The 25434-nt window shown below is 66.8% G+C and carries 23 protein-coding genes; 9 read left to right on the forward strand and 14 right to left on the reverse strand.

Translation table 11 applies throughout. The annotated features are described in order from the left end of the window. Positions 1-51: 51 nt before the first annotated feature. Positions 52-2808: a PQQ-binding-like beta-propeller repeat protein gene (locus ACFWF1_RS13945; protein ID WP_379290135.1), complete on the forward strand. Its 2757-nt coding sequence runs from the start codon at positions 52-54 to the stop codon at positions 2806-2808. Positions 2809-2816: 8 nt separating this feature from the next. Here the strand turns inward: ACFWF1_RS13945 and ACFWF1_RS13950 are convergent, their stop codons facing one another. Together ACFWF1_RS13950 and ACFWF1_RS13955 are read right to left on the reverse strand one after the other, a co-directional pair. After that, a complete protein-coding gene (locus ACFWF1_RS13950) occupies positions 2817-3518 on the reverse strand; it encodes an NUDIX hydrolase (protein ID WP_379290137.1) in 702 nt (233 codons plus the stop codon). Between the two features lie 27 nt (positions 3519-3545). Further along, on the reverse strand, positions 3546-4277 hold the full coding sequence (locus tag ACFWF1_RS13955) for a DUF1206 domain-containing protein (protein WP_379290138.1): 732 nt from the start codon (positions 4275-4277) through the stop codon (positions 3546-3548). A gap of 254 nt (positions 4278-4531) precedes the next feature. Here ACFWF1_RS13955 and ACFWF1_RS13960 point away from each other — a divergent pair, with 254 nt between their 5' ends. Together ACFWF1_RS13960 and ACFWF1_RS13965 are read left to right on the forward strand one after the other, a co-directional pair. Continuing rightward, the gene (locus tag ACFWF1_RS13960) at positions 4532-5425 is read left to right on the forward strand and encodes an ADP-ribosylglycohydrolase family protein (protein WP_379290139.1); all 894 of its coding nucleotides are present in this window, start codon (positions 4532-4534) and stop codon (positions 5423-5425) included. Between the two features lie 273 nt (positions 5426-5698). After that, complete coding sequence (locus ACFWF1_RS13965; RefSeq protein ID WP_379290141.1) at positions 5699-7120, forward strand: hypothetical protein; 1422 nt, start codon at positions 5699-5701, stop codon at positions 7118-7120. 1 nt (position 7121) lies between these two features. Here the strand turns inward: ACFWF1_RS13965 and ACFWF1_RS13970 are convergent, their stop codons facing one another. The 4 genes from ACFWF1_RS13970 to ACFWF1_RS13985 all read right to left on the reverse strand — a co-directional run bounded on the left by ACFWF1_RS13970 (position 7122) and on the right by ACFWF1_RS13985 (position 11059). Beyond that, a complete protein-coding gene (locus ACFWF1_RS13970) occupies positions 7122-7259 on the reverse strand; it encodes a hypothetical protein (RefSeq protein ID WP_357377532.1) in 138 nt (45 codons plus the stop codon). Further along, positions 7256-8629 carry an OFA family MFS transporter gene (locus tag ACFWF1_RS13975; RefSeq protein ID WP_379290142.1) on the reverse strand — a complete coding sequence of 458 codons (1374 nt, stop codon included), beginning with the start codon at positions 8627-8629 and terminating at the stop codon, positions 7256-7258. Before ACFWF1_RS13975 ends, ACFWF1_RS13970 begins: the two co-directional genes overlap by 4 nt. A 171-nt stretch (positions 8630-8800) precedes the next feature. After that, positions 8801-9772 carry a sphingomyelin phosphodiesterase gene (sph, locus tag ACFWF1_RS13980; protein WP_379290144.1) on the reverse strand — a complete coding sequence of 324 codons (972 nt, stop codon included), beginning with the start codon at positions 9770-9772 and terminating at the stop codon, positions 8801-8803. Positions 9773-10000: 228 nt separating this feature from the next. Continuing rightward, a complete protein-coding gene (locus ACFWF1_RS13985; protein ID WP_379290146.1) occupies positions 10001-11059 on the reverse strand; it encodes a metallophosphoesterase in 1059 nt (352 codons plus the stop codon). A gap of 210 nt (positions 11060-11269) precedes the next feature. Here ACFWF1_RS13985 and ACFWF1_RS13990 point away from each other — a divergent pair, with 210 nt between their 5' ends. After that, positions 11270-11728, forward strand: coding sequence for an SRPBCC family protein (locus tag ACFWF1_RS13990; RefSeq protein WP_379290148.1), 459 nt, complete (start codon positions 11270-11272; stop codon positions 11726-11728). 91 nt (positions 11729-11819) lie between these two features. Next, on the forward strand, positions 11820-12374 hold the full coding sequence (locus ACFWF1_RS13995) for an isochorismatase family protein (RefSeq protein ID WP_379290149.1): 555 nt from the start codon (positions 11820-11822) through the stop codon (positions 12372-12374). Between the two features lie 125 nt (positions 12375-12499). On the opposite strand, the gene ACFWF1_RS14000 is transcribed toward ACFWF1_RS13995, so the two are convergent. Then, positions 12500-13144: a hypothetical protein gene (locus ACFWF1_RS14000; RefSeq protein ID WP_379290150.1), complete on the reverse strand. Its 645-nt coding sequence runs from the start codon at positions 13142-13144 to the stop codon at positions 12500-12502. A 536-nt stretch (positions 13145-13680) separates the two neighbouring features. On the opposite strand from ACFWF1_RS14000, the gene ACFWF1_RS14005 reads away from it, so the two are divergent. From ACFWF1_RS14005 to ACFWF1_RS14020, 4 genes are all read left to right on the forward strand, one after another. After that, a complete protein-coding gene (locus ACFWF1_RS14005; protein ID WP_379290152.1) occupies positions 13681-14796 on the forward strand; it encodes a hypothetical protein in 1116 nt (371 codons plus the stop codon). Positions 14797-14846: 50 nt separating this feature from the next. Continuing rightward, complete coding sequence (locus ACFWF1_RS14010; protein ID WP_379290153.1) at positions 14847-15827, forward strand: TauD/TfdA family dioxygenase; 981 nt, start codon at positions 14847-14849, stop codon at positions 15825-15827. Positions 15828-15869: 42 nt separating this feature from the next. Then, positions 15870-17057 carry a methyltransferase gene (locus ACFWF1_RS14015; protein ID WP_379290154.1) on the forward strand — a complete coding sequence of 396 codons (1188 nt, stop codon included), beginning with the start codon at positions 15870-15872 and terminating at the stop codon, positions 17055-17057. A gap of 75 nt (positions 17058-17132) precedes the next feature. Further along, a complete protein-coding gene (locus ACFWF1_RS14020; RefSeq protein WP_379290155.1) occupies positions 17133-17585 on the forward strand; it encodes a hypothetical protein in 453 nt (150 codons plus the stop codon). A 3-nt stretch (positions 17586-17588) separates the two neighbouring features. On the opposite strand, the gene ACFWF1_RS14025 is transcribed toward ACFWF1_RS14020, so the two are convergent. The 7 genes from ACFWF1_RS14025 to ACFWF1_RS14055 all read right to left on the reverse strand — a co-directional run bounded on the left by ACFWF1_RS14025 (position 17589) and on the right by ACFWF1_RS14055 (position 25406). Continuing rightward, entirely contained in the window at positions 17589-18266 is a 678-nt protein-coding gene (locus ACFWF1_RS14025; protein WP_379290156.1) for a GntR family transcriptional regulator, read from the reverse strand. 51 nt (positions 18267-18317) lie between these two features. After that, a complete protein-coding gene (locus ACFWF1_RS14030) occupies positions 18318-19739 on the reverse strand; it encodes an amino acid permease (protein ID WP_379290158.1) in 1422 nt (473 codons plus the stop codon). A 39-nt stretch (positions 19740-19778) separates the two neighbouring features. After that, positions 19779-20780, reverse strand: a complete 1002-nt coding sequence (locus ACFWF1_RS14035; RefSeq protein WP_379290159.1) for a proline racemase family protein — start codon at positions 20778-20780, stop codon at positions 19779-19781. Continuing rightward, positions 20773-22260, reverse strand: coding sequence for an FAD-dependent oxidoreductase (locus tag ACFWF1_RS14040; RefSeq protein WP_379290161.1), 1488 nt, complete (start codon positions 22258-22260; stop codon positions 20773-20775). The genes ACFWF1_RS14035 and ACFWF1_RS14040 overlap by 8 nt, the downstream gene beginning before the upstream one ends. Beyond that, entirely contained in the window at positions 22257-22571 is a 315-nt protein-coding gene (locus tag ACFWF1_RS14045; RefSeq protein ID WP_379290162.1) for a (2Fe-2S)-binding protein, read from the reverse strand. Before ACFWF1_RS14045 ends, ACFWF1_RS14040 begins: the two co-directional genes overlap by 4 nt. A 157-nt stretch (positions 22572-22728) precedes the next feature. Beyond that, entirely contained in the window at positions 22729-23937 is a 1209-nt protein-coding gene (locus ACFWF1_RS14050; RefSeq protein ID WP_379290164.1) for an NAD(P)/FAD-dependent oxidoreductase, read from the reverse strand. After that, positions 23934-25406 (reverse strand): aldehyde dehydrogenase (NADP(+)), encoded by a 1473-nt coding sequence (locus ACFWF1_RS14055; protein ID WP_379290165.1) that lies wholly within the window; start codon positions 25404-25406, stop codon positions 23934-23936. The genes ACFWF1_RS14050 and ACFWF1_RS14055 overlap by 4 nt, the downstream gene beginning before the upstream one ends. Positions 25407-25434 lie beyond the last annotated feature (28 nt).

Genomic DNA, 25434 nt, shown 5'->3' on the forward strand with positions numbered 1-25434 from the left:
AGAATTATTTCCGTGTGGAAATGTTTGATAGGTCTTTTCGTTATCCTGACCATGATTACCGCACCTGGTCCGGCGTACGCGGCGGATGCCTCGGTCGAGGCGCGGGGCACGGTATTCATCGACCTGAACGGCAACGGAATTCGTGACAGTGGCGAGCAAGGACTGGCGGGCGTCTCTGTCACCGACGGAGCGGTCTGGACGACGACCGAGAAAGACGGCGGCTACCGGCTGCGGATCGATCCGGGTCGGCGGGAAACCGATCTGATCACCATCGTCTCACCGGATGGGTACACCCCCGTGCTGCGGGAGGATTCGGTCCCGCGTTATTTTCGCGCGGTCGACGAGGGCAAGCCCCGGCAGGACAACATCGACTTCGCCCTCGTCCCCGACAAGCGCGCGGCGGATCCGCGCGAGCCGTGGTTGATGGTGTCCGACAGCGAAACCGACAATCGCAGCGACGCCTCCGCCGCGAACACGCTGGCCCAGTGGACCGGCCAGGTCGAGGCAATGGCGCGGAACCGGGAAGCTACCGTCGCCATCGCGACCGGCGACCTCACCGTCACCGACTACACCGCGCCCGAGCGCCGCCAGGGCAGCTACGACATCCTGCGCACCGGCCTGACCAAGGGCCGCTTCGGTCGCCCGTTCTATCCGGTGATGGGCAACCACGACGCGGGCGGGACCGGAAAGACCAACGGATACGCCGCGAGCATGGAGATCTATCGGCGCAACATGGGACCGGAGTGGTACAGCTTCGACCGCAACGGCCGTCACCTCGTGGTGCTGGAGGACAACTACGACACCTCCGGTCTCGGCCCGCAACTGCAATGGCTGCGTGAGGATCTGCGCCGCCATGCCACCGGCAAACAGGTGTTCGTCTTCGCGCACCGTTCACTGTTCACCAAATGGGGCGCGGGACAGGCCATTCAGCCGATCGTCGACGAACTCGCCCGCTACGACGTGCGGATGTTCGCCGCGGGCCACAATCAGCAGACCGAGTTCCGCCGCGGCGCGTTCCCGCGCTCGGTGGAGGTGAACAACATGGGCGCCACCTACGGCATCGACGGTGCGCGGCCCGGCTACAAGGTGCTGGACTTCGCCGGTATCACCGATGATCCGGCGACGCCGGGGAACGAGGACACCGGTTACGTCTCCGGCACGCACCGGCAGTTCTTCGTGCGCGACCGGACGGCGCTGGTCAGTCCCGCACCGGACAGCGCGCACCGGGCAGGCGCCGCCATCCCGGTCGACCTGTATGTCGAGGACGCCGGTCGGACTCCGGCCGGTGCCCAGGTCCTGGTGCGTGACGAACGCGGCGGCGAGGTGTGGCGCGCGGACCTGCGCTTCGGCAGCACGCAGGCACCGCCCGGCTGGGTGAACTGTTACACCCCGCCGGGTGGGCGGGCCGAATCGTGCCCGGCCATCCGAGCCAATTGGGCGACCGCGCATGGCAGCATTCCGTTTCTGCAGCCGGGGACCTACCGCGCCGAGGCGACCGCGACCGATACCGCGGGCGGGAAATGGCCTGCGATGCAGGGCACGTTCCGCGTGCTACCCGTCGGCGCGCCACCGGCGGCCGGTGCCGACTGGCTGCGCCAGGGCGGTACCGAATCCGGTGGCTCCACCGCGGCATCCGATCCGGGTGCGGTGCTGGATCAGCGGTGGTCGGCCAACACCGGCGAGCACTTCGGCCTCAACGGTGCGGCCGTAGCTGGCGATCTCGTGATCGCGACCGCCCAGGCCTTCGCCTCGCCCTACAACCAGGTGCTGGCCTACCACCGCGACACCGGCAGGGAGCTGTGGCGGACCTATCTGGACGGTGACGCCGAGTCCTTCCCGACCGTGCAGGGCGGCCGGGTGTATCTCAGCACCGCCGTCGGCCGGGTCTACGCGCTCAACTCGCGCACCGGTGCCGTCGAATGGCAGACCATCGACGACGAGAACCGCACCGGAAAGACCGTGCGACGGTATGGGCGGGCCGGCGGTCCGGTGAGCGTCTTCGACCTGCCCGAGCAGCATCGCGCGGTCGCGGTCTACCAGGCATACGACCAGATCGTCTGCCGGGATGCCGGGACCGGGAAGCGGCTCGACGGTGGCTTCGCCGCACCCGCGGGTTGGGGCGAGTTCCACAGCACCGCCGTGCGCGGGGCGGACGCGAAAACCGCTTACCTGCAGTCGGGTTCGAGCCAGACGCTCATCGCGATGGACCTGGCCACCTGCGGCCGCCGCTACTCCGTCGATACCGCGGGCGGACTGTTCAGCCACTCGTCTCCGGCGTTCACCGAAGGAGATCGCCAGCTGGTAACCATGACCGGTGGGGGACTCAGCGGCCATGACCCGCGCGACGGGCACGCACTGTGGCACGCCGACATCCCGGGCAGCGCTTGCGAACCGGGGCCGCCGCCGGTGACCAGTCCCGCCGTACGCGGGCAGCTGGTCTATGTCGCGGCCATCGATGGCACAGTTCGCGCCTTTGACACCTCGGCGGGCAAACCGGCTGAACCCTTGTGGCAGACCGGAATCGGCTACCTGCCGGGCACCGGTCCGCTCGATGATCTCGCGCGGGTGGCGGCGGGGTGCACGGCCGCGCCGAACGCACCGGCGATGCACGCGCTGACCACCGAGACCGTGGTTTACGTCGGCACCTGGGACGGGCGACTGGTTGTGCTCGACCGGAAGACCGGAAAAATGTTGAGCCAGTACGACTTAGGTGGGTCGGTGGCCTCGGCGATGTCGGTGACGGGTGACTGGTTGTTCGTGCTCAGCACGGACGGCACCGTGCACGCAATGGCCCGCCGCACCAGCTGAACTCGGCGTCAGTGCTGAGTCCAGTCGGGTTGGGTGAAGTGTGCTACTCGGGCGTTGGCGTGATCGCGCCCGAGTAGCACGACCGCACGGAACTGCCAGAGCAGCGCGCCGGTGGGGGCATGAATGGTCATGCCCTCGCCGAGTCGCATCTGTAGCAGGCCAACGTTTTCCGGGACGGACGCAGCCTCGCGGCGCAGTTCGGATTGCGGCACAGCCTCGTGCCGAGCGACCCAGTGCGGCACATCCTCGGCGGCCAGCCGAGCCAGCCGAACCAGGTGCACGGAATGGACCTCGTCCGGGCTCGGCTTCAAATCGGTGGTGTCGGACAACGCCGCGACGAAAGGAGTGATCACGAATCCCGAGGCCGCCGGGAAGTCGTCGAGCCTGCCGAGCAGGTCTGCCGGGGTGGCGGTCAAGCCGAGTTCCTCGTGCAGCTCACGCAATACGGCCTGCTCGGCGGTCTCACCCGCATCCAGTCGACCGCCGGGCAATCCCCACTGCCCGGCATTGCGTCCACGGTAGGCCCGCCTGATGACGACTACCGACGGTGCGCCGTCGCTTTCGCCGACGACACACAGCAGCACGGCCGCGCGACGAATACCCGGGGCGTCAGGAACTTCGGTGTGCGGGAATTCGCGTAGCCGGGTGCGCGCGAGATCGCGGAATTCGTCCACGGTCTCGGGTATCGGCGGTCCGGTGGTAGGGCCCATGCCTCGATCTTGCCCCACCGCCGATCGTCACATCTTGGCGTACCGCGCCATGACAAAGCTGTAGAGACCGTAGGTGATGATGCCGAGACCGGCCACGATCAGCAGGATCACGCCATAAGGCTGCGCCCCAAGGGTTTTCAGCGCCCCGTCGAGCCCGGCGGCCTTGTCCGGCTGCGCTTGGCCCACGGCGAGGATCACCAGCAACCCGATAGCGGCAACGGCAAGCCCCTTCGCGACATACCCGGCCATACCGAGCCGCCGCACCAGATCACCGGTGTTGCCCTCGAGGTCTTTGAGGAACTTCCGGCTGATCCCCTTGTACACGTGGTATCCACCAACCCCGATGATGATCAGTCCGGCGACGACGAGTGCCACCTTGCCCGCCGTATTCTGCATCAACCGCCCGGTGGTTCCGGCACTCTGCTGGCTGCTGGATTTGCCACTGCCGCGCGCGAATCCGAACGCGGACAAGGCGAACGAGAAATAGATCACCGCCAGCGCCAAAGCCTTGACCCGATGAAACGCCTCTTTCTTCTTACTGTCGGCTTCGGGTTTCGACGCACTACCGAACACCGCCTCCGCGATCCGCCACAACCCCATCAGCAGAAACGCGAAAACACCGATCCACATGACGAGAACGCCACCGGGCTTGCTGACCAACTCCGCCATGGCCCCCGACTGATCGGCATTCCCACCCGACCCACCGAGCGCAATCCGAATCGCGATGTACCCGACGATCAAATGCACGATCCCCGTCATGACGAACCCACCCCGCGCAAACCTCTCGAACACCCCGTTCTGCGCGATCCGCCCCGCAGCGGACGACTTTCCACCCCCGCCCCCCTGGCCGCGAGCCCGCTCCGTCCCAGCCGACAACCCACTCATCAGACGCCCTCATCTCCGTCGAACCGAACGTCCGGCAGATACCCGGCGACGCGGGATCGAAACACCGCAGAGGCCGTGTAGCGCCACGTGACAATGGATGTCACTTACTTTCTGGCAGAATCGGTTTCGTGATCACTGGCCCGTACGCCCGGGCCGATGCCTCACTACGGGGGTTGGCCGTTGGTGACGCGTTCGGCTCCTGTTTCGCTATCCCCGCCAATCGTCCCGCGCTGCAATCCCGTTCGTTGCTGCTCGGCCCGTGGCGGTGGACCGACGACACCGAGATGGCGTGCTCGATTGTCCAGGTGCTGGACCGCTTCGGCCGGATCGAGCAGGACGCCCTCGCCGCATCGTTTGCCGAGCATCATGATCTCTACCGCGACTATGGCCCGGGGACGAACCGCATACTGCGGCTGATCCGAAACAAGGGTGGCGATTGGCGCGACCTCGCCAGGCAGGCCCGTGGCGGGCTCGGATCGTGGGGCAACGGTGCGGCCATGCGGGTTGCCCCGCTCGGCGCCTTCTTCGCCGACGATATGGACCGTGTGGTGCGGGAGGCCGCCGCATCGGCCGAGGTCACACACGCCCATCCCGAAGGGGTCGCCGGTGCGATCGCCGTCGCTGTCGCCGCGGCACTGGCATTTTCGGCGCCGCAACTGCGCGGCGGCGCGTTCCTCGACGCGGTCGCCGAGCGCACCCCACGTAGCCGAGTGCGCGACGGAATCGACGCCGCGCAGGCCCTGCGAGATCCGCACAGCGCCGCCGAGGCGTTGGGCAATGGCAGCGAGATATCCGCTCCCGACACCGTCCCGTTCTGTCTGTGGATCGTCGCCGAATACCCGGACGACTTCGCCGAGGCCTGCTGGATCACCGCTGACGTCGGTGGCGACGCGGATACCACCTGCGCCATCGTTGGCGGCATCCTCGCAGCGGGTCTCGGCCTGGCCGCAGTCCCCGCGGACTGGTTGGACCGGTGCGAACCCCTTCCTGATTGGGCGGCGCCGGTCAGGCCGGAGAACTAAAACTTACGGGTTATTTATATAGAGGTAATCGCCGCTGCTCCTGATTGGTGGTTACGCTGGGTCAGCGAATGAGTACTCGTATTCGGTGGGAGCGTATTGCTTTCCAATCCGGCGGGGAGACAACCTGTGTCGGATGCGTGACTATTCGGTGCGAATAACCGGAATCCGCTGATTGGGCGTATTGCCCGGAATTCTTGATACCGGCTAGCGGGTCGGTGTCGGCTGCGGGCGAAAGATGTGATCGATCGCGCGGCCTGATGTACAGGAGCGTTCATGGCAACCATCACTCGCGGCTTCCGGCCGGACAACATCAGTCGCCACCGGGAGGCCTTGTCGGCTGCGCCGGTGTATGTCAATCTCACCGACAAGGCGTTCCTGCGGCTGCACCACGGATACGGCATGCCGGTTGTCACGCAGACGCTGACCGTGCTGGGGCGTCGGCCGAGCGACGAGCAGCTGAACGCGATGTACGCACTGCTGAAATCCGGGCCGTTGACCCGGCGGGTGCACCGCTCGGCGGTGCCGTTCGCGCGGGCGCGCTGGGTGCATGCCGACACCGCGCTTCCGCTGTCTATCGCGCCGGACCCGATCGACGAGGCCGACGCGTTGACGTGGGCGAACGAGCAGGCGCAGTATCGCCTCGATCCCGATGGGGGATACGGGTGGCGATTGTCGGCGGTGCCAACGCATTCCGGTGGCATGGTCGTCTGCCTGACCAAGTCGCACGCGGTCGCCGACGGCCACGCGGGATTGCTGGCCGAAGCCGGTCTGGTCGACCCGGAACTCGCCACGAGCGGCGGCCTCGATGCCAGGGTCGGCATGTGGGACGAACTCGCCGACGGTGCGCACCGCGGCATCACCGTTGCGCGACAGGCAGTTACGGAGATGCGGCGTGCTGCTCGCGATCCACGGCATCGCGCGGCCGTGCGCGCGGCACTGTTCTCGCACGTGCCGGAACCCGAGCCGGACCCACAGGGTTGGCGCGAGCAGTCGGCGGTCGTCACCTTCGATGCGGCGCAATGGAAGTCGGCGGCCGAACGCGACGGTGGCACGACGAACACGCTGTATCTCGCGCTGACCGCCGACCTGCTGCGCCGCTGCCCGCTGATCGACAACATCCCGCCGGTCCTGACGCCCGCAGTGCGGATCCTGCGCGAACACGATCAGCAGGACGCGAATTCGTTCACCAGGGTGCCGGTGGTGGTGCAGCGCGAATGGCTGGACAGCCACGACCTGACCGCACTGCGCGCGGTGAGCAAGGCGGCGTTCGAGGCGGTCGCGACGGTCGGTTCCGGCGTGCTCTCGCAGCCGCGCCAGATGCCGCCCGATCTGCTCGACGTGCTGCCCGACGGTGTCGTGCACCGACTGCTGGAGACGGTGCCGATCACCGTCGGAATGTGTTCCAACATGGGCGTGCTCGACTCGTACATCGCGCCGCAACTCGGTCGGTTCGAGCCGTCGCTGCACATGAAGCGCGCCGTGGTCCAGGGTCTCGACGCACCGCGCACCGCCAGGCAGCCGGTCGCGCTGGCGACCTGGCTGTCGGAATCCGGCGGCAAGATCCACTGGGCGCTGGAAAGCCTCAAGCCCGAGATGGCGCACACCGCAGCTGAACTAGCCGACCATGCCAAGAAGGTCGCCAGGTCGTGGGGACTACACCCGCTGCATATCTACACCGGTCACACGACCACCTGACCTACTGGAACAGTTTGAGCAAGTTCACGATCAAGCGATCCAGCCCGTAGGCGAAGGGCGCGGCGACCCAGAGCCAGGCGAAGATCAACAGCGGAATGCGCCGCGGCGCAGCCGTTTCGGCGTTGTCGAGTTCGGTCATGCCGGGCTTCCCTCCGTGCGAACGGCCTCCGTGGGGACCTTCCGATGGTGTTTCGCCGCCACCGGGCGAATCAGTTCGTTGGCGACGAAGCCGACGCAGAGCAGGGCGATCATGATGGCGAACGAGGGCCCGTACAGTTCCGGCCCCGTCTTACCGTGCCGCGCACCGGAATCCGCGATGGCGTTGACGATCAGCGGCCCGGCGACGCCCGCCACCGACCACGCCGTGAGCAGCCGGCCGTGGATCGCGCCGACCTGGTAGGTCCCGAAGAGATCCTTGAGATACGCCGGAACCGTGGCGAAGCCACCGCCGTAGAACGACAGGATCACCATCGCGCCGAGGATGAACAGCGGCTTGTTGGTCTGCCCGACCGACCACACCACCGCGTAGGCGATCGCGCCGACGCCGAGGTAGATCCGGTACATGTTCTTGCGGCCGATCACATCCGACAGCGACGACCAGCCGATCCGCCCGGCCATATTGGCCGCGGACAGTACCGCGACGAAGCCCGCCGCCGCAGCCGCTGTCACCGGTGTCGAGGTCTGCTTGAAGAAGTCGACCACCATCGGCGCCGCCTTCTCCAGGATGCCGATGCCCGCGGTCACGTTGAAACACAACACGATCCACAGCAGCCAGAACTGCGGCGTCCGGATCGCGTCGTTGGCCGCGACATCGTGTTCGCTGACCAGCTTCGTCGTTTTCGCCTGCGGCACCCAGCCGGCCGGCCGCCACCCCGGCGGCGGCACCCGCACCAGCAAGACGCCGACCGACATGAACACCGCGTAGACCAAGCCCATGACCAGGAAGGTCTCGGCGATACCCACGTTGTCCTTGCCGAAGGTCGAGAGCAGCTGAGTCGTCCACGGCGACGCGATCAACGCACCACCACCGAAGCCCATGATCGCGAAACCCGTTGCCATGCCGGGCCGATCCGGAAACCAGCGGATCAACGTGGAGACCGGGGAGATATAACCGATGCCGAGCCCGATCCCGCCGACGAACCCGTACCCGAACACGATGAGCCAGTACGCATTCGCGTACGCGCCCACCGCCGAGATCAGCAATCCGGACGAGAAACACACCAGCGAGACGGTCATCGCCCACCGCGGCCCCCGCCGCTCCACCAGCGTTCCGCCGAAGGCCGCCGACAACCCGAGCATCACGATCGCGATCTGGAACGGCAGCGCACTCCCGGTCCCCGAGATGTCCATCGCCTTCTCCAACGGCGGTTTGAACACACTCCAGGCGTACGCCTGCCCGATCGCAAGGTGAATCGACAGCGCAGCAGGCGGAACCAGCCAGCGGCTCCACCCCGGCGGCGCGATAACGCGGGCATATCCGGTGGCACCGGCGTCGGTAACTGCGGTCATACGGGCATCTCCACTCTCACTGTGTGGCGATCATAGGACGCGCGACCCGGTGCCGTGGCAACAACTTTCACTGCCGACCACCGCGCCGAAATCAGCGCCCCGAATCCCGGAACCCACCAGCGGAAACCGGGCCCGCCCCTGGCTGCGGGGCGGGCCGGTCTATTCAGCGGATCAGACGCCCGCGGTTACCGGGTAGTGGTCGGACAGGTTGGTGTAGGTGTAGTCCTTGCCCATGCTGGTTACGGTCCAGGCGGCGCAGGATTCCTTGACGACACGGTTCTGCCAGCTGGCGGGCTTGGCGTGGCCCTTGCGGTGCAGGACGTAGTCGAGGTCTTCGCGGGGGTCGCCGGGGTAGCGGTAGTTCGCGATCGAGTTCTCCTTGGTGTCGAAGGAGTACGGGTGGCCGGTGCGGGCGGTGGCGGGCTCCAGGCGGGCGTCGGCGAGCATCGAACCGTATTCGGCACTGTGCGAGTCGACGTTCAGATCGCCTGCCAGCAGCACCTGTTCGCTCGCGGGGATGTTCTTCGCGGCGAGGAAGGCGTCGATCTCCTTGAACTGCGACGACCTATCGCGCGCGGCCTCACCGGCGCCACAGCCGGAGTCGGTGGACTGGCTGTGCGTGCCGACTACGTGCACCTTGCTGCCGTTGACCGACAGCACCACATACGCGATGCCCTTGTTGGCCCACCAGTCGGCGCCGCAGGCATCGGCGAAGATGAACTGCTCCTTGCGGATGATCGGCCACTTGCTGAGGATGGTGACGCCACCGTCCTCCGGTGTCGCGGCACTGTACTTGCCGCCGGTGGCGTCCCAGCCGTCCTTCGAGCGGCCGACGACCGGCGTCTGATTCGGGTATTCGGCCTTGGCTTTCGCCTTCAGTGCGTCGGAGGCCTCGTTGTCGAACATCTCCTGCAGCACGACAACGTCGTTGCCCTTGAAGAAGTCGGTCTTCGGGATCTCCGCGGCCCGGTGGTCCTGGCCCCAGTTGGGGTACAGGTTCTTGCTCATCAGGAAGGTGTTGTACGTCAGCACCCTGAGCTCAGGGGTCGACGCGGGTGCTGCGGAGGCCTGCGGGGCACCCACCATGAGGGTGGTGGCGAGTGCGGCGATGATGCTGAGCCGGGTGGGCTTTGGTAGCGGCATGGCACTTCCTCGAATCTCTTAGATTCCGGTTCGGGCAGAAGGTGATCCGACCAGGCGCCGATGACGCGTTCGTGACGTTTTCATGATCATCCGTCCGCTATCGGACGTCGGATCGATGGCAAACTGGACGAATCATCCTGGGCCGGGCCGATTCTCGGGATTGTGCGAGGTAGCACAAAGTGGCCCAACAAGTTTGACTTCACCTGCTGGGCTGCGAACTGGGGAAAATCAGCGTTGACGGACGTGGGTATAGGCCGGTCGCGCCGTGCCGTTCGCCGGATCGACGGTGTAGGCGTCGAGGGTGACCGCGCCGCGGCGGATCTTCGCGATCATGAAGCCGAGGCTCGAAAAGTCTTGCCAGAAAGACTGATTAGTGATCGCGGACGAGCCGTCGTTCTGCTTGGCGGAGGCGCCGCAGATGATCTGCTGGGTGCCACGGGCCGCGCCGGCGGTGTCGAGGATCTGCAGCGTGTGGTCGTGGCCGGAGAGGATGTAATCGGCTCTGCCGCAGACGACCTCTTCGAAGAGTTCTTTCAGGTGCCTGCCACTCATGTAGTCGCCGACGGTGACTCCGTCGTAAGCGCCTGCGTTGCCGTGCTTTCCGTTGTTGCGATACGGATGATGGGTCAGCACGATCTTCCACGTCGCGCGGGACGCGGTCAGCGCGCGATCCAGCCACTGGCGTTGCTGGCGCATGTAGGGACCGTTCCACTGGTAGTTCGGATCGGTCTGCAGCACCGTCGAGGAGACGGGAACGGTGTCCAGCGCGAAGAATTCGACCAGCGGTTCACCCGAGGCGGGCAGCGCCACCTGGTAGTACCGCGACGGCATGTACCAGCGGGCGGAGCGCCGATGGTAGGCGACCTCGTGATCGCCCTTGCTCGGATTTCCGCCGCTGCCAGGGAAGGTCCCGCTGCAGTCGTGATTGCCGAGCACCATCAACCACGGCACGTCGATGCCCGCGTTGGGTTGCTCGAACTTCGTCGAGAACTCGTCGTCGTCATCGGTTTCCGCGCCGTCCTCGTAGATGTTGTCGCCGAGCCCCACCGCCAGCGACACCCCTTCGGCCTGGCAGGCCCGCTTCGCCGCCGTGGCCACCGCGCGCTGCCCGGCCTCGCCGGTGCCCGCGTCGCCGGTGATCAGCACGGTGATGTCCGGGCCTGTCGGCATCGGAAACTTGCTGTCCGCGTTGGCGATACCGGGTAGCGCCAGGCTCCCGGCGAGGACGGTCGCGCCGACCAGCAGTCCGCGCCTGGAAATACACAGCTGGGTATAACGATCGTTCACTTACAGTCTCCCCTGTCCGGTGGATTGAAGTGACAACGTTTAACTGGGCTGAACGAACTGCGCGCGGTGAACATGGGACGAATCCGCCTCATTCGGGCAAACAGGAGGTTGCGGACAGCCCCGGTCCGATGCGCGGCCCGGCGACACGGGCTAGGTGATCGCGGCCGCACACCTGGCGCGACCCGGCTGCGGGATGCTTCGATCAGGAGCATGACGGACAACATCGAGCCTTCGCGCACCGTGACCGCCGGCCGCGACATCGCGGCCACGCCGGAACAGGTCTTCGAACTGATCGCCGACCCGGTACAGCAGCCGCTGTGGGACGGCAACGAAAATCTGGCGAAAGCCGTGACGGAGCAACGGATCCGCGCGGTGGGTGACGTGTTCACCATGACGCTTACTACCGGCGCCGACCGCGACAACCGCATCGTCGAGTTCGAAGAGGGTCGTCGCATCGCCTGGCTGCCGTCCGTGCCGGGCGAGCAGCCGCCGGGGCACCTGTGGCGCTGGGAAGTCGAGCCCATCGACGAGACGCACACCAGAGTCACCCACACCTATGACTGGTCGCAATTGACCGACGAGAAGCGTCAGGTCCGGGCCCGCGCCACCACCGCGGACAAGCTGCGGGCCTCGCTCGACCGACTGGCCGAACTCGCCGAGCGTCAGTGAATTCGTTTGCCGGACATCCCGGGTCGACGGTAATTGTCGGTGTCCTGGTCTACCGTCATCCGCGTTGTCAGGCCAGCAGAGGAGACCAATTATGACCGTGCTGTCGGATCGACCCAACACCGCTTTGCTGGTGATCGACGTGCAGAACGGCGTCGTGGCCGAGGCGCATCAGCGGGACGCCGTCGTCGCCACCATCGCCGCGGTCGTCGGCAAGGCGCGTGAGCAAGGCACGCCGGTCGTCTGGATTCAGCATAACTCCGAGGAGCTGGTGCGGGGGAGTGCGGACTGGGAGTACGTCCCGGAGCTGGTTCGGTTGGACTCGGAACCGTTGGTGCACAAGATGTTCGGCGACTCCTTCGAGGACACCGACCTGGAGGCGGTGCTGGCGAAGGCGGGCATCGGCCGCCTGGTGGTGACCGGCGCGGAGACCGATGCCTGCGTCCGATCCACCATCCACGGCGCGTTCGCCCGCGGCTACGACGTCACCCTCGTCGGTGACGCGCACACCACCTTCGACAAGAGCCAGTGGGGCGCCCCGCCGCCGGAGCAGGTCATCGCACACACGAACCTCTACTGGCATTACCAGACAGCACCGGGCCGCACTGCCGCAGTAGTCAACGCCGCCGACGTCACATTCGCCAGCTGATCGATGCCGGCGCGGCGTTGGGCAAGTGGGGATTCTACCCAGAGGCGCGCATTTCGAAATGACGAAAACGCAAGGCCCGCATACAACGTTCTGTATGCGGGCCCCGCGGCAGGATTCGAGCGGAGTTACGGGCCGACTGTGATCGGCTGCGACGGGTTGGTGGTGTTCGTCAATGCCAAGGTGGCCGAGACCGATCCCGAGGTCGAATTCGTCGGACACAGGAAACCGCCGGTGATCTTGACCGGTGCCGAACCATTGCTGGTCACCTTCGACGGGTTGCCGTTGGTGAAGGTGCCTGCCACCGTCGCGGGCCCGTTCGGCGCGACAACGGTGGTGCAGGTGGCCAACCCGCTGTTGTGGACCGTCATTCCGCCCTGGGGAATCGTCAGGCTGCCGACGATCGGCGACCCGTTCTGCACCGAGACCGACCAGGTGCCGCTGGTGGTGACGGTGGCGGTGAGGCCGGGCAGGTTGGTCGAGCAGTCGCTGATGCTCGGTGCCCCGATCTGCACGGTCACCGGGCCGCCCGGGTTCTGATTGTTCGGTGCCGCCGGCACCGATCCGGTCGCGGTGACGGTGTTGCAGGTGACCGTCACCGGGCCTGCCGTGGCCGTCACGGCTCCGACATTGACGGCCGAGACGGCGGCGCCGGCCGGGCCGACCGTGGTCGAGGCCGCGGCCTGGGCCGGACCGGCACCGAGGGCCACCGCGGCCGCTGTGCAACTCACCGCGGCGAGCGCCACCCGTGCGAAGAATAGATTGCTGAGCATTACACACTCCTTTTGAGCAAAGACAGTGAATCGAATGAACAACGTGGCAGCGAATTGAACGTGCTGTCGATTAAAAAGTTACCGGCCATAACTACGTGACATCAATAGCTGAGACGTCGGGTTACATCGAAATGATTAACTTCTGCTGAAATGTCACAGGCAGGAGAATCGGCGTAAAATGGGTCAAAAAGCCTGCTCCGCGAGAACCTCGGCCTTGCAGGGTATTTCGCGGTCCTGACAGGCATCTGGATGCCTTCTGAACGGTTTTACTAGCAAGATCTATTATTGCTGAATGGAGCTCTTATTGCATGACCGAAAAAGTACCGCCGCATCCATTTTGTGAGAGCCTGGGAACGAAGACCGGGCAGACCGGCGGCTACCCGCCACACGCGATCGCCCGAACCGCGCCGCAGGCAGACCGCCCAGCACCCGGTCGACGGAGCCGCGCTCGAGATAGCTGACCAGACAACGGAATTCGTGGGATCGACCAATGCGGCAACCCAGCGGGACGACCTTGTTCCGGATATCCTCATCACATGGGTACCTCGGTGGCAGACCCGCATCCGCCCGTTGCTGTATTCCGGGGACTGAAGGACGGAGGAACCGTCCCGCAGTTGAACTCTCATGTTCGATCAGAAGCACAGCGAACGGCGCGCACGCTGACCGAAGTGCCGACGCACGCCGGTCCGAGTGAACGCACCGCTGCCCTGCAGCGAGCGGCGGCCGCCGCAGGTGAGCTGGTCAACGCGCTGGCAGCGGAGGCGGGGGCCATCGTCGGTGAGAAGCTGCCCGCAGAGTCGGTGAGCCAGTCGTTCTTTCGGGTCCGCGAGGTAGACCTGACCGACCAGCAGGCCGCCCTGCACGGAGTCCTGGTTGTCCACCGCGGTCTGCGTGACCTCTGTCGAGCGCCGCTGTCCGGTGCCGACTTGGCGGTGGAGGTCGCGGGGATGCGGCAGGCCGCGCTCGACCTCACCGGTACCGCTGAATCCGACGGGCTGCCCGTCGAGGCCCTGCCCGACTCATCGGCAACCGACGGCATCTCGCTGGAGCGTGAGTGGACCGCGCGCTGGCTCGTCGGACACCAGGTGCACGTCCTGTTCAACATCTGCGCGGCGGTCGCGGTAACCGATGCCGCACAACATCTTCGCGACGGCGCGACCGACGCCGCATTGACCAGGCTCGAACACGCGACCACCTACGTGCGCGGCTTCCCCGCGGCGATGACGCACGCCAGCACCATCCCGGTGGAGTACTACATGGCCTCGGTTCGCCCGACCATGCAGCCGCCGGATGTCTCGATGCCGTTGAGCGGCCGCCAACATCGCGGCTACAAGACCTTCCGCGGCGCGATGAAAGACCTGCTCACCGTGGTCCCGGACACTTTCGCCGAGCTGCACGCCCGCGACCCGGAGCTCGCCGAAGCCAGGGACGCGCTGCTCGAAGCCGACCTGGTGGACAGCGAACGCCATGTCACGCTTGCCTATTCGATGGTGCGGTTGCGCCGCTCCATCGCGCAGTTGCCCACCGGCCCGGACAACGCCGTCGGCGAACTCCGGCTGATGCGGCACCGCCGGGCCGCCCAATACGCCCCGCTGATCCGCTTCGGCGACCACTATCTCGCCGACGCCATCTCCCTCCGAAGGCAACGCTGAACAGTCGAGAGTGGTTCGCCGCCTTTATATTTCCGATCCAGGAGCGAGCGTTGACGTACGAGATCACCGAAACCGCCGTCGTCGATGTGGAATTGGCGCCTGGCGATACGGCCGAGATCGACCAGCTGGCCCGCACTTTCTGTGGTGCTGAGGATCGCGTGGACGATCCCGAATGGGTCGCTCGCGCAAGACATTCCTGGGATGCACTGCCTCACCCGCTGCGTCGCGGCGTGCGCGAGTTCCGTCGCCACTCCGGCTTGCGCGGCACGCTGGTGATCAAGGGCTTGCCGGTCGACGAGGCGTTGCTGCCCGCCACGCCGTCGACACCGGATTCGGTGCAGCGCGCAGCCACCGTTTCCGCCGCGGTGCTCATCATGCTGGCCTGCGGGCTCGGCGATCCCGCCGCCTATCTCGCCGAGAAGTCCGGCGCCCTCGTGCAGGACGTCGTGCCGGTGCGCGGCAAGGAAACCTTCTCGGGTAACGCGGGTTCGGTGCTGCTGACCTTCCACAACGAGAACGCCTTCCATCAGCACGAACCCGACTACGTGCTGCTGTTGTGCCTGCGCGCCGACCACGACCGGATCGCCGGCCTGCGCACCGCCTGCCTTCGAGAAGTGCTGCCACTGCTGACACCCGCGAGCCGCGAAACACTGTTCGCCCCGGAGTTCATCACCGCGCCACCGCCGTCCTTCCCGTCGGACAGCGCAGCCCGCGCACCGAAACCCCTGCTGTCCGGTGCCATCGAAGACCCGGACATCCGCATGGCCACCATCGCGACCACCCCACTTACTCCGCGCGCCGAAGCGGCACTGACCGAATTCGGCCAGGCCTGCAACACGGTCGCGCACATCACCCGACTCACCCCCGGCGACCTCGTCATCGTGGACAATCGAGTCACCGTGCACGGCCGCACCGCCTTCCAACCCCGCTACGACGGCGCGGACCGATGGGTACAACGCACGTTCGCCGTGGCCGACCTCCGCCGTTCCCGCGACCACCGGCCGGAAGACGGCTACGTCATTGCCCGATGAGCAGCAAGTGACCCGAGGTCAGTACATCTGAGGAGTTGCACGATGGCACATCCCAAGAGCCCGACCGAGGACCGCGCACCGGTGCCGAATCCGGCGATTCCGGCCGTGCTCGACCCGGCCCCCGACTCGCGTAAGGGCGATCTGCGCCGCGAGCAGTTGCTGATGCGGGCATTTCAGAGCCGGATCGGTGGCCCGCTGCTGCGACTCTTCGCCGATCCACAGCAGATCCTGGAGACCGGGATGGGGTTCTGGCCCTCCCGGGTCGTGCTCACCGCGGTCGAGTGCGGCGTGTTCACCGAGTTGGCGGTGCGCCCGCTGTCGCAGCGGGAGCTGATGGACCGGCTGGACTGGCAGCCACGTGCGGCGGGCCCGTTCCTCAGCGCGCTGGTCGACCTCGGTCTGCTGCGGCGCGATCGCGCTGGGATATATACGAATTCGCGGCAGGCCGCGCTGTTCCTGGACCGCGCCAAGCCGAGCTACATCGGCGGGCTGATGGAGCTGTCGAGCACGCGACTCTACGACCTGTGGTCCGGGCTGGGCGATCTGCTCCGGACCGGCAAGCCCGGAGCCGAAGAGGAACAGGGGGAGAGCGAATTCTTTTCCTCGCTCTACGGCGATCAGGTCGCGCTGCGAAAGTTCCTGGCGGGCATGACCGGAATCTCGACCGGCGAGGCGATGCTCATCGCCGCGCGCTTTCCGTGGCGGCGGTTCCAGACCTTCTTGGATGTCGGTGCGGCCCAAGGGGCACTGCCGGTCCGGATCGCGCTCACCCACTCCCACATCAGCGGGGTCAGCTACGACCTGCCCGCGGTACAGCCGATCTTCGAGGAATACGTCGCATCGTTCGGACTCGCCGACCGGATCCGATTCGTGTCCGGTGACATGTTCGGCGGTCCGCTGCCCAGCGCGGACGTGATCAGCTTCGGCCACGTGCTGCACGGCTACAGCGAAACCGTCCGGCGCGAATTGATCGCCAAGGCCTACGAGGCCGTCCCGCCCGGCGGCGCACTGCTCGTCTACGACGCGATGACCGACCCGAATCGCAAGAACAACCTCATCAGCTCCCTGTCCAGCCTGAACATCATGTTGGAGATGCGCGAGGGCTTCGAGGCCACCACCACCCAGTGCGCGGGCTGGCTGCGGGAGGCGGGCTTCGTGCACATCAAGAAGCAGCATCTGATCGGGCCCACGTCAATGGTGTTCGGGCGCAAGCCGGGACGATTGGCGTAGTCGGTCGAACGACGGATACAGACCGGCCGCTACGACACCTAACGTTGGCCAGACATGGCTTACTTTAGGAACCGCATGTCAGGTCTGATCGCTCCCGCGAAGGTCGGCGTTGTGCTCACCGCCGCGGCACCGATCACCACGGTCGCCGCCGCGGTGCACATGGCGGCCACGAAGAAGCCGTCGTTCACCGAACGCAGGCTGCGGTACTTCAAGACCCCGGGGATCGGCGAGTTCTGGACGGTGCGCGCGCTGAATCCCGGCGACGCCCGCAGGCTGCTGACCGAGCACGAGCCCGCGATGGCGATGCTGATCGACGCGGGCGATGACCTGCACATCCATACGCTGTTCTATGCCGCGGGCAAGGGCACGCGGGTGTCGTTCATGGCGATCAATTACGACGTGCGCGGGTTCCTCCAGATCAGCAGCGCGTTCTGGTGGGCCGACGCGCTGGCGAAGCGGACCGCCGATTACCTGCTGGAGTCGAATGTGACCAGCGACCTCGAGACGCGAAAGATGCGCAGCCGATAGCGACTACGGGACGTCTTGGTCCGGTGCGTTCCCGGCCGCCCAGATGCCGCGAACGTGCCCGATGTGCTTGCGCAGGAACAGCTCTAGCTGCTCGTCGTGGCGCTCCTCGATCAGGTCGATGATCGTGTGGTGCTCCTGCGCTGACTTGTCCAGCTCGCCGCGCTCGACGAGCGCGGCGAGGCCGAACAGCCGGGTCTGCGCGCGCAGGTCGCCGACGATCTGCGACAGCCGCGGGTTGTGGCAGTAGTCCAGCAGCATCAGGTGGAACTGCCGGTCGGCGTCGACGTATTCGACCAGATCGCCGCGCTTGGCCGCATCGACGATCTTGTCGGCCTGATTCCGCAGTCCCGGAATATCGGACTCGGGGATATCGCCGACGATCGAGCGGACACTCGGCGGCTCCAGCAGCATCCGGATCTTGGCGATCGAATCGAGGTCCGCATCGGAGATCTCGGTGACCCGGAAACCCTTGTTCGGCACCGAGATCACCAGCCCCTGCTTGACCAGATCCAGCATCGCCTCGCGCACCGGCGTCGGCGAGACCCCGAAGCGCTCCGACAACCATGGCGCCGAATACAGCACCCCGGGCTCGAGCTCACCGGAGATGATCGCCGCCCGCAGCGCATCGGAGACGTGATCGCGCAGCGTTGGCCGCTTGGGTATATCCAACCGTTCGATCATGAATGCGCTCCGGGTTTCTCCTGTGTGCGAGCACGACTTCTATCAGACTAGTTAACTTTCCACGTCATTCAGTTTCGAGTGCCGGTAGCTGAAGGCTACGTACACGCCGAGGCCGATCAGCAGCCAGACGACGAACCGCAGCCAGGTGACCCAGGTGAGGTGGCTGATCAGCCAGATGGAGAAGACGATGCCGATCAGCGGCACCACCGGCACCCACGGCGTGCGGAAAGCGCGCTCGACCTCGGGGCGGGTGCGGCGCAGCCGCACGACGCCGAGCGCCACCACGATGAACGCCATCAGGATGCCGACATTGGTGAGCTCGGCGGCCTCCCGGATCGGCAGGAAGCCCGCGATGAGCGCCGACACGACGCCGACCGGCCAGATCACCCGCGACGGCACCTTGCGCACCGGGCTGGACTTGGCGAAGTAGGAGGGCAGCAGGCCGTCGCGGCTCATCGCGAAGCCGACCCTGGTCACCGCGAGCATGTTCGCGAACGCCGACGTGGTGACGCCGACGACCGCGCCGACCGCGATGATCAGGCCGAGGACGCCCATGCCGATCGAATCGAACGCGCTGGAAAACGGCGAGGAGACATTGATATCGGTGTAGTTGACCATGCCGACGATGACGAGACAGACCAGCAGGTAGACCACCGACGCGATGCCGAGGCTGATCATGATCGCCTTGGGCATCAGCTTCTTGCCGTCCTTGGACTCCTCTGCCGCGGCGCTCATCGCGTCATAGCCGTAGACCGCGAAGAAGGCCAGCGCCGCACCGGAAACCGCGCCGCCGACACCGAACGGGAAGAACGGCTGATAGTTGCCCGACTTGATATGAAATGCGCCCGCCACCACCACGATCGCGACGATCACCATCTTCAACGCGACGAGTCCCGTTTGCACGCGGGCGGATTCGCGGGTGCCCCGCGACAGCAGGAACGCCAGGAGCAGGCAGAGCAGCACGGCGAACAGGTCGACCTTGTGCCCGGATCCGGTGCCCGGCGCGCCGAGCGCCCAAGTGGGCAGATCGAATCCGATGTAGTGGGTGATGTAGTTCAGATACCCGGACACCGCGATCGCGACGACCGAGACGATGGCGGTGTACTCCAGCAACAGATCCCAGCCGATCATGAAGCCGATGATCTCGCCGAGCGCCACATAGGAGTAGGTGTAAGCCGAACCAGCACGCGGAACCATGCCCGCGAATTCGGCGTAGCAGAGCCCGGCCGCACCGGACGCGATGATCGCGATGGCGAACGAGACCAGCACCGCCGGACCCGCGACCTCATTGGCCACCACACCGGCCAGCGAGAACACCCCCGCGCCGACCAGTCCGCCGAGGCTCAGCGCGACCAGTTGCCACAGCCCCATGCTCTTCTTGAAATCGCCTGTGTCGGCGACGATTACCGGCATTCGGCGCATGACCCCGCTCTTGGTGAGCGGCGGGCGGACGGGTTTGGTGACTGTCTTCATTGACGGCCTTTCGAGGAGCTGTGGAGCGGGTGGTGATGGTTAAAAGACGAAGCCCTCGGGGAAGGGATCGGTGGGGTCGAGGAGGTAGTTGGCGGTGCCGGTGAGCCAGGCGCGGCCGGTGATGGTCGGCACGATCGCGGGGCGGTCGCCGACGGTGGTGGTTTCGACGGCTCGTGCGTAGAAGGTGGTGCCGATGAACGAATCGTTCTGCAGCACTTGGTCTTCGGTGAGGAAGCCGCGGGCGTGCTGGCGGGCGAGCAGGGCGGAGGTGCCGGTGCCGCACGGGGAGCGGTCGAACCAGCCGGGGTGGATGGCCATGGCGTGGCGGGTGTGGGCCGGTTCGGACGCGGGGTCGAGGAACAGTACGTGTTTGCATCCGGCGATGTGCTCGTCCCCGAGGTGCACCGGGCGGCGGAACTCGTTGATGGAGGCCATGATTCGTAGACCCGCGTCGAGGATGCGGTCCTTGTGTGCCCGGTCGAACGGCATTCCGAGCTTGCCGAGATCGACGATGGCGTAGAAGTTGCCGCCGTAGGCCATGTCGTAGCGGACCGTGCCGAGACCTGGGACCTCGACTTCGTTGTCCAGGCTGTCGCAGTAGGCGGGCACGTTGCGCAGGGTGACCGACTCCGCGTGGCCGCCGCGCACCGCGACCGAGGCGACGACGCGTCCGGCGGGGGTGTCGAGGCGGATCTCGGTGACCGGTTCGGTGACCGGCACCATGCCCGCCTCGACCAAGGCGGTCGCCACGCCGATGGTGCCGTGTCCGCACATCGGCAGTAGGCCGCTGACCTCGATGAACAGCACCCCGTAGTGGCCGTCGTCAGTGGTCGCCTGCTGCAGGATGGCACCGCTCATCGACGCGTGCCCGCGCGGCTCGTTGACCAGCAGCTTGCGCAATCCGTCGAGGTGCTCGATGAAGTGGATTCGCTTGGCCGCCATGGTATCGCCGGGGATGGTGCCGATGCCGCCGGTGATCACCCGGGTCGGCATGCCCTCGGTGTGGGTGTCGATCGCGGAAATGATGGTGTTGCTACGCATCAGGACTTTCCTTCACTGTCGAATTGGGCGAGTTCACGCAAGCCGCCGGGCCTGCCACGCGTACCGCGTCACTGTCGATTTCGGCGAGTTCGCGCAAGCGCACCGGAGCCGCCAGCGGACGCCAAGCGGGACTGGCTGCGGCGAGACCCGTTGTCGCGGTGGCCTGGTCGGCGGATGGCTTGCCGCGCAACGCCTCGATATTCGCCGCGCACATCCGGCCTTGGCACGGGCCGAGTCCGGCGCGGGTGGCCAGTTTGGCGGAGCGGTAGCCGTCACCCGCGGCGCTGGACCAGGCGGTGGTCAGCTCGCCGCAGGTGGTGCCCTCGCAGCGGCAGATGACGGTGTCCGGCCGGGACCAGGCGAGCACGCCGGGCCGAATCGGATGCGCGGCCGCGAGGCGGGCCACGAACTGTTCGGCCGTGCGGTGGTGTGCCCGCAGCGCCCGGTCCGGGGTGGCGCCTGCCGCGGCCAGGCCGGCGACGGTCCCTTCGACGGCGGCGACCTGGGCGCCACCGATGCCGGTGATTTCGCCTGCCGCCCACACACATTCGGCGCTGGTCAGCTGGCTGTCGTCGACCTGCACGAAGCCGCTCGCGGTGAGCTTCGCCCCGGCGGCGACGGCGAGTTCGTGCTGCGGGGTGAAGCCGTGCGAGACCGCGACCGCGTCCACCGGCACCGTGGTGTGGCTGCCGGGGATCGGGGTCCAGTTCTCGTCGAGCCGGGCGACGGTGGCTTCTTCCACTCGGCCGTCACCCGCGACCGCGACCACCGCGTGCGCGGTGCGTAACGGAATCCGGTGCCGCACACCGGATGCCACATATTCGACCAGCTCGAGGGCTTTACCCACACTGTGCCGGAGTTCCCACGGCCTGGCGGCCCAGTGCCTGGCGATGCGGCGACCAGGGTTGGCCTCGAGCACCGCCCGTACCTGAGCTCCGTTCTCGGCCAGCGATTGTGCGACCGGAAGGAGGAACGGGCCGGTGCCGGAAAGCAATACGGACCGGCCGACCAGCAGCCGCTGCGTCTTCGCGAGAGTCTGTGCGGCACCGGCGGTATAGACGCCGGGCAGATCCCACCCGGGAAAAGGACACACCCGGTCGTAGGCGCCGGTGGCCAGCACCAGCGCGTCACCTTGCACCACGCGATGCTCCCGCCGGTCACCCTCGGCACCGATCAGCAAACGCACTGCGGGGCAACCACCTTCGAGGTGACGCTCGATCTGATAGACCGCCGCCCATGCCAGGTACTCACACCGTGGATGCTCGATCAGCAGCCGGGCACGACGTGCGGCCGCGGCATATCCGTGTCCGATGGTGAGCGGCTGACGGACGCCATACGCGGCCGGGATGCGCCGGTTGTACTGCCCCCCGAGCGCCTCGTTCGAGTCGATCAGCGTCACCGTCGCACCATGTCGCAGCGCGGATTCGGCGGCTGCGGTGCCTGCCGGGCCACCACCGATCACCACTACATGTCGGCTCATTGCGTCTCTCCCGTCAGCCGGGTCTGCGTGGTGACGCTGTCGCCGTCCCGAGCCGGTCGTCGGCACAGCCGAACATCCCGAACGCCGTTGACCGTAGCGACGCAGTCGAAACACACACCGATGCCACAGAAGACGCCGCGAGGGCCACCGTTGGGCGCGGTGCGCCAGTGCGACCGACCGTCGGCGAGCAGCACCGTCGCGAGGCTCTGACCGTGCACCCCAGAAACCGGCGTGCCATCGACACTCACCGTCAGCGCCCGATCGCAGCGCCCAACCGGATCAACATCCGCACGAATCAGACGCGGACTCACACCATCACCCCCCGTTCCGACCGAAGGCGACCTTCACCCCGTACAGCCGACCAAAGGTCGCCCCCGGTCGAACATCCGCCACCGGCCGAAGGGCGCTTTCGGCCGGTCTGGACGACTGAAGGGGCCCTTCGGTCGAGGTGGGGGAGGGCGGGTTCGGTCATCGGGATGCCTTTGCGGTGGTGGGGCTGGTGAGGACGGCGGGGCGGTCGATGGCGAAGGGGGCGATGTCGATCTCGTGTGGTTGTCCGGTTAGTGCTGACGAAATCAGTTGGGCGGTACCGATTGACAGGCCGATGCCTGCGCCCTCGTGGCCGGTCGCGTGCCAGAGGCCGGGGAGTCTTGGGTCGGGGCCGATGACCGGGAGGTGGTCGTCTACGTAGGGGCGGAAACCGCCGTAGGCCCGCATGATCGTGACGTCGGCGAGGATCGGGTACAGCCGTAACGCCTTTCGGGCGATGGCGGCCAGGCTGTCCGGGCGTATCCGATCATCGAAGCCGCACTGGCGGCGTGATGAGCCGAGCAGCAGTGGGCCGCCCCTGGTCGATTCGACCACCGCTGACGATTGCAAAGCCGCGTCCGAACTGCCAACGGCACCAACGTAATCGGCGTCGTAGACCTTGTGGAACACCGTCGGTGGCATAGGTGCGGTGATGAGTACGTCCCCGCGTCGAGGTTTGATCGCGATCGGCGCGCCGAGTAGGTCCGACACCGCGCCCGACCACGGGCCCGCCGCATTGATCACGACGTCGGCGTGCCGTGGTCCGCGGGTGGTCTGCACGCCGATCAGTCGGCCGCCGTGGATCAGCGGCGCGGTGACCTCGCAGCGGGTTTCGACGACCGCGCCTGCCGCGATGGCCGATTCGAGGAGCGCGGTCGCGGCACCGGCCGGTTGAACCTGGGCGTCCTCGGCGTAGTACACGGCCGCGCACACGTCGCGGGTGAGTGCGGGCTCGGCCGCGGCCAACTGATCCGCATCGAGGTGCTCGCAGCGAACCCCGGCGGCACGCTGACCGTCCGCGAACACGGTCAATGCCGTGGCACCGGCGTCGGTGGTGGCAACGACTATGCCGCCCTTGGGTTCCCATTCGACTGCCGCGCTGGAAGACAGCCGTTCGAGGACGGTGGGCCACAGTCGCCGGGACAATTGGGCGAGCGCCAACTCGGGTCCCGGCCCTTTGTCCGAGACGAGCACATTGCCTTCACCATGCGCAGTGGTGCCTGAGGCGACCCCGCCCCGCTCGCAGACGCGGACCGAGGCACCGTCCAGTGCCAGCCGATCCGCGAGTGCGCACCCGATCATGCCGCCACCGATGATCAGGACGTCGGTTCCCCGCAGGGAGGTGGCGCGGGGCGAGGTTTTGGTCATTGTGTGCGTGCCCCGTTCACCGAGCGCGGCACGGAAACCGGGTTGTCCGTGCGCAATTCGAGCGGCAACAGGTCCTCGGGCACCGACTGGTACGTCACCGGGCGCAGGAACCGCGAAATCGCCGCGGTACCAACGGAGGTCGCCGTCGGAGCCGTTGTCGCCGGGTAGGGGCCGCCGTGCTGTTGGGCGAAGGTCACCGAGAGTCCGGTGGGCCAGCTGTTCCACAGCACTCGTCCGGCCGCGCCCACCGCGGCGGCGGTCAGCGCGCGGACGGTGTCGTCGACGTGGTCACCGAAGAGGGAGACCGTCAGTTGACCGCCCACGGATCGAGCCAGCTCGAGCAATTCGTCAGTATCTCGGTAGCTGACCAGAAGCGTTGCCGGACCGAACATCTCGTGCATCAGCGCGTCGCGATCGGACAGCACCGTGCGCGCCGTCGTGGCTAGCAGCAGCGCCTCGCCCGGCCCGCCGCCCGCGAGCAGTTCCACGTTCGGGTGCGCGCGTACCTGCTCGACGGAGCGAGCGAATCCGGCGGCGATCTCCGCGTTGAGCAGGTCCCCGGTCGGCACCGGCCGGTTCCGGATCAGCGCGGCCAGCTCGCTGAAAACCGCTGATTCCTCGGGTATCGCGACCAAGCCCGGCTTGGTGCACAGCTGACCCGCACTCGCGCTGACCGCGGTCAGTAGCCCCGCCGCGATCTCCGCCGTTCGGGTCCGCGCGGCCTGGTCGGTGACGAATACCGGGTTGATGGAACCGAGTTCACCGTAGAACGGGATGGGCACCGGACGACGAGACGCCAGGTCGTACAGCGCCCGCCCGCCCGCGGTGGAGCCGGTGAACGCCGCGGCGGCGACGGCAGGGTGGGTGAGCGCCCGCACTCCGGCGTCGCGGCCGAAGACGAGCCCGAAAGTCCCACTCGGCGCACCACATTCGGCAAGCGTCTGAGCTATCAGCTGCCCAACCACCTGGGAGAGCGCGGGATGCCCGGGGCTCGCTTTGACGATCACCGGGCATCCCGCCGCGAGCGCTGCGGCGGTATCGCCACCCGCGACCGAGAAGGCGAACGGAAAGTTGCTCGCGGCGAAGTTGACCACCGGGCCGAGCGCGATGTTCATCCGCCGCAGGTCCGGCCGCGGCGCACCCATCGGCCACTCGGCGTCCGCGGTGTCGATGCGCACGTCGAGGAAATCACCGTCGAGCACGACCTGCGCGAACAGCCGCAACTGAAAACTGGTGCGCTTCAGCTCGCCGACCAGCCGCGGCTCGGACAGGCGCGTCTCCCGCATCGCCAACGGGATCAGCTCGGCGGCATGCGCGTCGAGCCGATCGGCGATATCGCGTAGCACCCTGGCGCGCTCGGTCAGCGCCATTGCCGCCCAAGGTCCCGCGGCCGCGGCGGCCGCCGCAGCGATGGCATCGACCTCCGCCGCGGTGGTGTCGCGAACGGATTCGACCGTGCTCTCGGTCATTGCGTGCTCCTCAATCTTTCGTGTGCAC

The organism is Nocardia sp. NPDC060255 (assembly GCF_042727395.1).
GTDB lineage: Bacteria > Actinomycetota > Actinomycetes > Mycobacteriales > Mycobacteriaceae > Nocardia.

Coding starts and splice junctions, on each gene's coding strand:
- ACFWF1_RS14030 (WP_379290158.1), bottom strand. CDS start 19,739: ATGAAGACAGTCACCAAACCCGTCCGCCCGCCGCTCACCAAGAGCGGG.
- sph (WP_379290144.1), bottom strand. CDS start 9,772: ATGCCGCTACCAAAGCCCACCCGGCTCAGCATCATCGCCGCACTCGCC.
- ACFWF1_RS14015 (WP_379290154.1), top strand. CDS start 15,870: ATGGCACATCCCAAGAGCCCGACCGAGGACCGCGCACCGGTGCCGAAT.
- ACFWF1_RS14005 (WP_379290152.1), top strand. CDS start 13,681: ATGGGTACCTCGGTGGCAGACCCGCATCCGCCCGTTGCTGTATTCCGG.
- ACFWF1_RS14025 (WP_379290156.1), bottom strand. CDS start 18,266: ATGATCGAACGGTTGGATATACCCAAGCGGCCAACGCTGCGCGATCAC.
- ACFWF1_RS13955 (WP_379290138.1), bottom strand. CDS start 4,277: ATGACGGGGATCGTGCATTTGATCGTCGGGTACATCGCGATTCGGATT.
- ACFWF1_RS13995 (WP_379290149.1), top strand. CDS start 11,820: ATGACCGTGCTGTCGGATCGACCCAACACCGCTTTGCTGGTGATCGAC.
- ACFWF1_RS14050 (WP_379290164.1), bottom strand. CDS start 23,937: ATGACCAAAACCTCGCCCCGCGCCACCTCCCTGCGGGGAACCGACGTC.
- ACFWF1_RS14000 (WP_379290150.1), bottom strand. CDS start 13,144: ATGCTCAGCAATCTATTCTTCGCACGGGTGGCGCTCGCCGCGGTGAGT.
- ACFWF1_RS14040 (WP_379290161.1), bottom strand. CDS start 22,260: ATGAGCCGACATGTAGTGGTGATCGGTGGTGGCCCGGCAGGCACCGCA.
- ACFWF1_RS13945 (WP_379290135.1), top strand. CDS start 52: ATGATTACCGCACCTGGTCCGGCGTACGCGGCGGATGCCTCGGTCGAG.
- ACFWF1_RS13970 (WP_357377532.1), bottom strand. CDS start 7,259: ATGACCGAACTCGACAACGCCGAAACGGCTGCGCCGCGGCGCATTCCG.
- ACFWF1_RS14035 (WP_379290159.1), bottom strand. CDS start 20,780: ATGCGTAGCAACACCATCATTTCCGCGATCGACACCCACACCGAGGGC.
- ACFWF1_RS13990 (WP_379290148.1), top strand. CDS start 11,270: ATGACGGACAACATCGAGCCTTCGCGCACCGTGACCGCCGGCCGCGAC.
- ACFWF1_RS13965 (WP_379290141.1), top strand. CDS start 5,699: ATGGCAACCATCACTCGCGGCTTCCGGCCGGACAACATCAGTCGCCAC.
- ACFWF1_RS14020 (WP_379290155.1), top strand. CDS start 17,133: ATGTCAGGTCTGATCGCTCCCGCGAAGGTCGGCGTTGTGCTCACCGCC.
- ACFWF1_RS13950 (WP_379290137.1), bottom strand. CDS start 3,518: ATGGGCCCTACCACCGGACCGCCGATACCCGAGACCGTGGACGAATTC.
- ACFWF1_RS13975 (WP_379290142.1), bottom strand. CDS start 8,629: ATGACCGCAGTTACCGACGCCGGTGCCACCGGATATGCCCGCGTTATC.
- ACFWF1_RS14055 (WP_379290165.1), bottom strand. CDS start 25,406: ATGACCGAGAGCACGGTCGAATCCGTTCGCGACACCACCGCGGCGGAG.